The organism is Paenibacillus polysaccharolyticus (genome assembly GCF_023714295.1).
Lineage (GTDB): Bacteria > Bacillota > Bacilli > Paenibacillales > Paenibacillaceae > Paenibacillus > Paenibacillus polysaccharolyticus_A.
Genome location: NZ_JAMAUN010000007.1, coordinates 305,518 through 313,568, shown reverse-complemented (window position 1 = coordinate 313,568; position 8,051 = coordinate 305,518). Strand labels below are relative to the sequence as shown.

Below are 8,051 nucleotides of genomic sequence, written 5' to 3'. Positions count from 1 at the left end.
GTAGCTATGTACGGACGGGATAAGCGCTGAAAGCATCTAAGCGTGAAGCCCCCCTCAAGATGAGATTTCCCAGTATGTAAGACCCCTTGAAGACGACGAGGTAGATAGGCTGGGGGTGGAAGTGCAGCAATGCATGGAGCTGACCAGTACTAATCGGTCGAGGGCTTATCCAATAGCAAGTTTTAGTCGTGTGAGTTTCGTTTCGAATCTAGTTTTCAGAGAACAACAACTCTGAAACATATTCCCTGATAGCTCAGTTGGTAGAGCACTCGACTGTTAATCGAGTTGTCACAGGTTCGAGTCCTGTTCGGGGAGCCATGGAGAGGTGTCCGAGCTGGCCGAAGGAGCACGATTGGAAATCGTGTAGGCGTCACAAGCGTCTCGAGGGTTCGAATCCCTCTCTCTCCGCCATGATTTTTCTTCAGTAAGGCCCGTTGGTCAAGGGGTTAAGACACCTCCCTTTCACGGAGGTAACAGGGGTTCGAATCCCCTACGGGTCATTATTATTTTCAAACTATAAACTGAGATGAGAAACTCATCACTTCAAAAAAAGAGTTGATTTTCATATCGAGTTTATGGTAAGATCATAAATGTGTTGTTCGGAGGCTTAGCTCAGCTGGGAGAGCATCTGCCTTACAAGCAGAGGGTCGGGGGTTCGATCCCCTCAGCCTCCACCATATAATTTTCTAATGACGCGGGGTGGAGCAGCCCGGTAGCTCGTCGGGCTCATAACCCGAAGGCCGCAGGTTCAAATCCTGCCCCCGCAATTGTAGCTTTCTTAACCGAAAGTGATCTGGAACCGTGGTGTAGTTGGCCTAACATGCCTGCCTGTCACGCAGGAGATCGCGGGTTCGAATCCCGTCGGTTCCGCCATTTAATTCTTAACATGAGGCAAGTTGTTCACTACATCTGCTGTATGGCACTGATGCCCTAGATAAAGTGCAGCGACTCAAGCTTAAACTTTATTATGGCTCGGTAGCTCAGTCGGTAGAGCAGAGGACTGAAAATCCTCGTGTCGGCGGTTCGATTCCGTCCCGAGCCACCTTGATAGAAAATTTAATATGCCGGTGTAGCTCAACTGGTAGAGCAACTGACTTGTAATCAGTAGGTTGGGGGTTCAAGTCCTCTCGCCGGCACCATGTAATCCTGGAGGATTAGCGAAGTGGCCAAACGCATCAGACTGTAAATCTGCTCCCGTACGGGTTCGGTGGTTCGAATCCATCATCCTCCACCAGTTTTTAGGGGCATAGTTTAAAGGTAGAACAACGGTCTCCAAAACCGTTGGTGTGGGTTCAATTCCTGCTGCCCCTGCCAATTAATTTTAATAGTAGTTTCTATATGGCGATCGTGGCGAAGTGGTTAACGCACCGGTTTGTGGATCCGGCATTCGGGGGTTCAATTCCCCTCGATCGCCCCTTTGTTATCTAATGGGGATTAGCCAAGCGGTAAGGCAACGGACTTTGACTCCGTCATGCATAGGTTCAAATCCTATATCCCCAGCCATTATGCGGAAGTGGCTCAGCGGTAGAGCATCGCCTTGCCAAGGCGAGGGTCGCGGGTTCGATTCCCGTCTTCCGCTCCATAATAAGGCGCCATAGCCAAGTGGTAAGGCACAGCTCTGCAAAAGCTTTATCCCCAGTTCGAATCTGGGTGGCGCCTCCAGCATATTTTTATTATATGCTACAATCAAATAAGCCGGCGTGGCGGAATGGCAGACGCGCTCGACTCAAAATCGAGTGGGAAACCGTGGAGGTTCGAGTCCTCTCGCCGGTATTTATTTAAAGAGTTCATTAGAGTTTATCTCTAGTGAACTCTTTTTGTATTGATTTATAATACTCTACTCTCATGATACGGCGGCGGCTCTGCTCTAAAGCATTATTCTCAAGAGCGAATTATTTTAAAACAGCATTCCTCTCAGTAAATAAAGAAATGATACGTTAGGTATATGGCTTCATTTATGGCCACTTCCATTTGATATATAAGTGGATCTTGTATTCTGTGTATTAAGTACTCTTTAAGAAGATTAGCATGATGACTCTTTAAAATAAAAATTCGGGGATATCAAACCGATTAAGGATATGATTCGTTTCTTATGATTGAACGCATTTTTGCGACATTTTAATTTTTTTATTCTAGGGAGGAAAGCAATAATGAACAAATCAGCAAAATATTTATCCTTACTTTTGGTATTGGGGCTATGTTTAACATTGCCACAGTTGGCAGGTGCAGAAGCATCGGCTCACCATCACATGACGGGAACAACAGACAAAAAGGACGTAAAGCCATCGTCCAAGCAAACGACGGGTTCTACACCTAACAAAACGACCAAGCCATCTAAACCAACTAAGCCAGCCAAACCGAAGAAATCAGCGCCTGCGACTACAGATAAGAAAAAGCCTACAAAGAAGAAGAGTGATACGTCCAAATCTTCTAAAGATACTAAAGATACTAAAAAGCCTGCGGGTACCCAAGTAGAAAAAAGCAAAACGTATGTAATTGAAATTTCTGATTTTGCATTTCAAACTGCAGAGCTGAAGATCAAGGTTGGTGATCGTGTTGAATTTGTAAATAAGGATCAAGAGGAGCACTCCGTTGTCGCAGAAGACGATTCTTTCGATACAGGACTACTGGGCGAGGGGGAGAATTCAGTGGTTACGTTTAAAAAGGCGGGCGAGATCAATTATCACTGTGGGCCTCATCCAAGTATGAAAGGGGTAATTAAAGTTCTCTCCAAGTAGTCCTGTGATTGAAATTGCTCGACCTGACAGGAGAGGGGAAGACTTTTGAATGCAGGAGTATTCCGATTACCAGCTAATTCTGCTGATTAAACAAAAAAAGCAAGAAGCATTATCAGAACTATATGATCGTTATGCTTCTCTCATATACTCATTCGCCTGGAAGGCTCTTCAACAGGAGGACGGTGCTCGGGAGGTGGTGCAGTCTGTTTTTATCAGGATATGGACAACAGAGGCTGAATTTGACCCCAACAAGGGCCATTGCAGGAACTGGATCATCACGATCACACGTCATTTAGCTATTGATTGGCTACGTAAGCAACGAAGTCTGTCGAGCCAGGCGGTATCTTATTATACGGCCGAGAAGCTGGAGAGAGTTGCAGAACTTGCTGAACTATCGGTCGAAAGCCAAGTTGAAAAACAAATGTTGAAGGAGCAAATTAAAGGAATGCGTGCATTCCTTTCTCAGCAACAACTTCAATTGCTCGAGCACTTTTATTGGCAGGGATACAGCTTGAGTGAGTTAGCTACGCACTATCAGGAGCCTTTGGGCACAGTTAAAAGCCGACTGCACCAGACACTGAAAATACTGCGTAAGCATTTGCTTGCGGGAGGGGAAGAGTGGTAATGTCGTCAATAACCGTCTGCTCATACATGCTGGAATATCTATCGGATCCATGCTCAGAGGAGGGCAAAGCTTTCGAAAGTCATCTTGCGGATTGTGCGTCATGTAAGCTGGAATTAGAACAATTACGGCTAGGTTGGGAGGCGATTCCAACGCATATCGAGCAAGTGAAGTTGCCATCTGATTTAAAACAACAGGTGATGGAAGCCGTATGGGGGAAAAACAACAAATCTTCTGCGCCAGATCTTGTACATAAAAGCAGTAGCAGATTCAAGTGGCTTACGAAGCGCTATAACAATCCAAAAGTGAATCTTGTAGCAGCATCTGTACTTATCCTTCTTGGTGCTAGTTTAATAGGAAATGTAGTTTTAATTCAAGAGCGCATCGAACAACCTGTAACGTTGGTGAATTCGATGGATTTGCCAACTTCTGAAATACAAAAGGTTATGAAGCTGGAATCGCTCACCTCTGGAACGAGTTATGGAATAGCTTGTATTGTAGGCTCCGGCAAAGATCAGCAGTTTGTCGTTTACCTGTTCAATCCTCCAGAGACGGAGAAGAACGAGGTTTACCAGGTATGGTTGAACAAGGATCAGACGTACCATAACGCAGGCAAGCTGAAAGTAGAAAATCAGCTGGGGCTTGCTGTGCTAGCAATTCCTATGGGCAACCAGGCATGGAACTATGATTCCATTGCGATTACGGTAGAACCTGATTCTAAGGGACTTGTTCCGCGTGGTCCACAGATGTTTCGTTCAAGTTAACAGGTCGGATAATCCCGGGAGCAGAATTGTTGTAAATCTGTGTACTCATTGAGTGCCATAGTGTTAGAAAACAACACAGAAAAAGGCTTCATACCCTTCTGTGTTGTTTTTACGTTTGAACATAAGTAACATAAGGGTTGACGTGTAATTACATTCAATATATTGTAGATATATTAAGTCTATAATATGGGAGGACGTGAAGAAGCTGACGACTCAACCGAGTACAGCGAATGCAGAACTATTATTTGACCTGGGTGTGTGGGAAGAAGCGTGGAAGAACCGTCCGAGAAGCTCAAGATATAAGCAAAAAAGTGCCCCTTTTGATACAGAGGAAGCATTTGAACGTTGGGCTCGGAATTATCATGCCCAGTCGTTTACAGAGGAAGGCAAGAACCGCTCGGCACGCATTATGGGCTGGATTGAAAATCAGGGTGTAACGTTTGAAGGAGCCTCGGTGCTGGACGTGGGTGCGGCCTCTGGTATATTTACGATTCCTTTTGCAGAAAAGGGAGCCACGGTCACTGCAGTGGAGCCTTCTGCTTTGCTTGTCTCGTTAATGCAGGAGACCATTCCTGCTGAACTGGAGAATCACATTACGATTGTATCCGAGCGATTCGAAGAAATCTCTATATCGGATAAAGGCTGGGAGAAACAATATGATATCGTCTTTGCCTCGATGTGCCCCGCGATGTCTGATTGGGAAACGATTGAGCAAGCCATTCACTGTGCTCGAAAGTATGTTTATGTTAGTACGATTGCTGGTGCAAAAGAGCATACACTGATGGATGAGCTAAGAACAGTGCTTGGCTTGGATGCTCCTTACAAGGCAGGGGACATGGCCTACCTCCAGCAGTTGCTCTACCTTAAGGGATATTCATATACAATGATTATTACGAGAGAAGTGAATGATTTTGAAATTCAGACAGAAGAATTGATTCAAAAGCTCCCTGAGTGGCTGCACACCTATGAAATGCCCACGGATGCGGTAGCGTTAAGTAAAGCTGAAACATACATTCGTGGCACCTATACGAACGGCGTGGTTCCCTTTTCTCGGGGAGCAAGATTTGGTAAAATGCTGATTCAGCTAGAACAAGCACATATGAAAACAGTGTCTGCAGTTAAAAAGTAGACATAAAACCAACTTGAATGCATCTTCAAGGTTTAACAAATGATAGTGAAAGATTCTGTACAACTTTTAAAAATCCAAATGAAATTTCTTTCCCCCTTGTCTATGGAGTTCTAATTTATCCTCTCACAGCCCGTTCGGGATGTTTCTTACGCTCCCGGTATCTTCCGGGAGTCATACCCTCCCATTTTCGAAAAGAACGGATAAAATTTTGCGGATTGGTATAACGAAGCCGTTCAGCAATTTCTTTTACCGTCCAATCCCGTTCGTCCAGCCATCTTTTGGCGATATTCAGCCGGTACCTCGTCAAATACTCACTAAATGAAGCGCCAGTTTCCTTACGGAAAACACTGCTTAAATAGTTAGCATTGTAATGAAGCCGCATTGCACATTCTTCCAGGGTTAGATCTTTGTCGTAATCTTGCTGGATAATGGCGATCACTTTCTCTGAAATGTGTTGAGACTGCGCAACCTGTCTTTCTTTAAAAATGTGAATGACTGGCAGGATCACCTGATGGTTGAACCAATGCTCTACCTCAGCAGCGGATTGTAAAAAATGAAGCTCTTGAAAAAGAGAACGGTGGCTCTGACTGATCTGTGCAAGTCGAATACCAGATTCTTGTGCGAGCTTCAAGATATGTGTTAACAGCCGCATAAGGGCGTACTGATACTCTTCTGGAGTGCACTCCAGTGAAAATAGAGTCTCTAGCAGTTCGGTCAGCTGTTGGGCAGCAACAGTCTCGTCTGCTTGCTGAATAGATTGAAGCAACGAATACTCTATTGCCTCTGGATAGGCCATGGCCCATGCAGCTGAGGTCAAATCATATTGCTTATATTGTAAGATAATGCCTGTACCAAGCCGCATCCGGTGTTTAAGCGCATCTAAGGCTTCGTTGTACGCCTGTGGAACATGATTCATGAATGGGTGTGGCTGACTTAGACCGATACTGACTTTCAAATCTAAAACCTCATGGATCTGTTGCTGTAATCGTTCTGTTAATCGTGAAATATGCTCCGCAAACAGCAATAAATCTCCCTCCTTACTGCCAATCACGGTTACAACATGTTGTTCCATTACAGTGGGAAGTAGTTGCTGATCAGGCTGAAGCGTTTCTTCAAGCATGTTCTGGATGGCAAATAAAAGCAGAGAACGATCTTCCATTCTATATTTAGAATGATTTATTAGTTCAGGCTGTAGTGCTACGACGGCAATTTGTTGCCACATTGAAGGATGTGTGACATCGCCCTGTTCTCGTAATGTGTTGTGTAATGTTTTAAAACTGGTTTTACCTTGAAGGAACTGCATCATAGCATAGGTGCGGATATGGTTCTGATGCTGATTTAAAGTGGATTCCAATTGAGAGTGTGCATCAGATAACTGAGAAACACCCATTCGAATCTGCTCTAGTTCATCAGGCGTATTTACACACTGTTGTGGTACCAAGGAATAGCCTTTGTGGATGATATGATCGCCTAATTGAGTAAGAATCCGTCTGATGGGAGCAAGCATTCGTTGAGAGCCCAGCCACGCGAGCAGCAGCGAAAACAAGAGTATGGCCATACTGATATATAACGTATGGAATCCGATTCTAACATAGTCTTGAGTTAATGTATTCTCGGGAGAGATGAGAATATATGTCCACCCTTTTAATGTAGAAGGACTATAAGTCAACGAATAATCTGCATTGGCAAGTTGAATTTCACGCTCAGCATAAGCGTCTGAGTACATTACAGGTGGCAATACCCGAATGTGCTCTCCATTATTCCGATCAAGCAGGCCTATCGCAGACAAAGGTTGTCCAATATACGATGCATTCGGGTGAGCAATAACACGTTGTTCCCGATTTATAATGATCAAACCGGCGTCTGAGGCTTCAGTCGTCGGGGATTGTGCCAGCGGATTTTGCATATAACACGCTGGAATTCCAGCGATCAGTGCTGCATTGGGCGATGTACTTGCATCGGGAATCGTTCTTGCGAGCGTAATGTGATAAATACAGCCTTTATCTGAAAGACGTTGGCCTGAGATTTTTTGCTCGTCATCATCTTCGTTACTAAATATGGTTGAGGGTGCAAGTTGCCATCCCGAGGCTAGTGTATCCGCAATTAGATCTTTCATGGGCAGTGATAACGGGAAGCGAGTGCTCGCATATAAGCCAGCATGATTAATAAGCCAATCCTTGGATTGGTTGACCAAGATAATATCGAGCAAAGGTTCCCATGATTTCATATGCTGGAACTCTGTCTGCAGGTCCCCCGCTTGTAACTTGCTGACTCCTTGAAGTGAATTAGAGTCCGTGAGAGAACGAAGTGTAATCGGAGAGCGTACCGCTTGGTCTAGCATGTAACTGACCGTAGCGAGTTTGTGCTCTACATTGGACTGGATCTGTTCGAGAAGCTGTTGATTCGCTTGTGTCCGGTGCAGCTCTGTCTGGTTAGAAGAATAAATAAAAGCAGCAATTCCCGTGAGCAGAATTGGCACTGTACTTAATAGAAGCCCGAAGATAATCATTTTATGGAGATAGCTTAGTGATCGCACGTGTCCACCCCTTGATGGAAAATAGATTTCATTACTTCTTTATTTTAGTAAACGCTTTCAATTAGAACAATCTAATTTTTGTTTATTTGGATAAAAAAGTAATTCTAGAAACGGAAACGTGTAATTTGCGTACGTATAGAGATCATGGCTTTTTCACATTAGAAGGTGGGGCTTCCGTGAGATGTTTCCCCTATAAGGGTAATAACAGGTATCCGGATTGCGGTGTTTGGGTGAGAATGCCACGAGTCCTGCCCGCGGACAG

At 44.6% G+C, this 8,051-nt stretch carries 5 protein-coding genes, 15 tRNA genes and 1 rRNA gene; 20 read left to right on the top strand and 1 reads right to left on the bottom strand.

Annotated features, from left to right (window positions below; translation table 11 throughout):
- The 20 genes from M3629_RS18530 to M3629_RS18435 form a co-directional block, all read left to right on the top strand.
- A 23S ribosomal RNA gene (locus M3629_RS18530) occupies window positions 1–173 on the top strand; the annotation flags it as partial.
- 69 nt (window positions 174–242) lie between these two features.
- Window positions 243–318: transfer RNA gene (locus M3629_RS18525), tRNA-Asn, on the top strand.
- Between the two features lies 1 nt (window position 319).
- Window positions 320–411: transfer RNA gene (locus M3629_RS18520), tRNA-Ser, on the top strand.
- A gap of 17 nt (window positions 412–428) precedes the next feature.
- Window positions 429–500, top strand: a tRNA-Glu gene (locus M3629_RS18515).
- Window positions 501–601: 101 nt separating this feature from the next.
- Window positions 602–677, top strand: a tRNA-Val gene (locus M3629_RS18510).
- 16 nt (window positions 678–693) lie between these two features.
- Window positions 694–767, top strand: a tRNA-Met gene (locus tag M3629_RS18505).
- A gap of 28 nt (window positions 768–795) precedes the next feature.
- Window positions 796–873: transfer RNA gene (locus M3629_RS18500), tRNA-Asp, on the top strand.
- A 96-nt stretch (window positions 874–969) separates the two neighbouring features.
- A tRNA-Phe gene (locus M3629_RS18495) sits at window positions 970–1,042 on the top strand.
- 21 nt (window positions 1,043–1,063) lie between these two features.
- Window positions 1,064–1,139 (top strand) — tRNA-Thr (locus tag M3629_RS18490).
- Window positions 1,140–1,148: 9 nt separating this feature from the next.
- Window positions 1,149–1,234: transfer RNA gene (locus M3629_RS18485), tRNA-Tyr, on the top strand.
- 6 nt (window positions 1,235–1,240) lie between these two features.
- Window positions 1,241–1,314: transfer RNA gene (locus M3629_RS18480), tRNA-Trp, on the top strand.
- A 27-nt stretch (window positions 1,315–1,341) separates the two neighbouring features.
- A tRNA-His gene (locus M3629_RS18475) sits at window positions 1,342–1,414 on the top strand.
- Between the two features lie 14 nt (window positions 1,415–1,428).
- Window positions 1,429–1,503, top strand: a tRNA-Gln gene (locus M3629_RS18470).
- Between the two features lie 4 nt (window positions 1,504–1,507).
- Window positions 1,508–1,582, top strand: a tRNA-Gly gene (locus M3629_RS18465).
- 6 nt (window positions 1,583–1,588) lie between these two features.
- Window positions 1,589–1,662, top strand: a tRNA-Cys gene (locus tag M3629_RS18460).
- A 32-nt stretch (window positions 1,663–1,694) separates the two neighbouring features.
- A tRNA-Leu gene (locus M3629_RS18455) sits at window positions 1,695–1,773 on the top strand.
- Between the two features lie 377 nt (window positions 1,774–2,150).
- Complete coding sequence (locus M3629_RS18450; protein ID WP_251509243.1) at window positions 2,151–2,738, top strand: plastocyanin/azurin family copper-binding protein; 588 nt, start codon at window positions 2,151–2,153, stop codon at window positions 2,736–2,738.
- A 49-nt stretch (window positions 2,739–2,787) separates the two neighbouring features.
- On the top strand, window positions 2,788–3,363 hold the full coding sequence (locus tag M3629_RS18445; protein WP_251509241.1) for an RNA polymerase sigma factor: 576 nt from the start codon (window positions 2,788–2,790) through the stop codon (window positions 3,361–3,363).
- Window positions 3,363–4,124 (top strand): anti-sigma factor, encoded by a 762-nt coding sequence (locus M3629_RS18440; protein WP_251509238.1) that lies wholly within the window; start codon window positions 3,363–3,365, stop codon window positions 4,122–4,124. The genes M3629_RS18445 and M3629_RS18440 overlap by 1 nt, the downstream gene beginning before the upstream one ends.
- A 196-nt stretch (window positions 4,125–4,320) precedes the next feature.
- Entirely contained in the window at window positions 4,321–5,253 is a 933-nt protein-coding gene (locus M3629_RS18435; RefSeq protein WP_251509236.1) for a class I SAM-dependent methyltransferase, read from the top strand.
- A gap of 115 nt (window positions 5,254–5,368) precedes the next feature.
- On the opposite strand, the gene M3629_RS28695 is transcribed toward M3629_RS18435, so the two are convergent.
- Window positions 5,369–7,789, bottom strand: coding sequence for a helix-turn-helix domain-containing protein (locus tag M3629_RS28695; RefSeq protein ID WP_251509234.1), 2,421 nt, complete (start codon window positions 7,787–7,789; stop codon window positions 5,369–5,371).
- Between the last annotated feature and the right edge of the window lie 262 nt (window positions 7,790–8,051).

Bases quoted from the DNA above. Each gene is read 5' to 3' on its own strand.
- M3629_RS18450 (WP_251509243.1), top strand. From the start codon at position 2,151: ATGAACAAATCAGCAAAATATTTATCCTTACTTTTGGTATTGGGGCTA.
- M3629_RS18445 (WP_251509241.1), top strand. From the start codon at position 2,788: ATGCAGGAGTATTCCGATTACCAGCTAATTCTGCTGATTAAACAAAAA.
- M3629_RS18440 (WP_251509238.1), top strand. From the start codon at position 3,363: ATGTCGTCAATAACCGTCTGCTCATACATGCTGGAATATCTATCGGAT.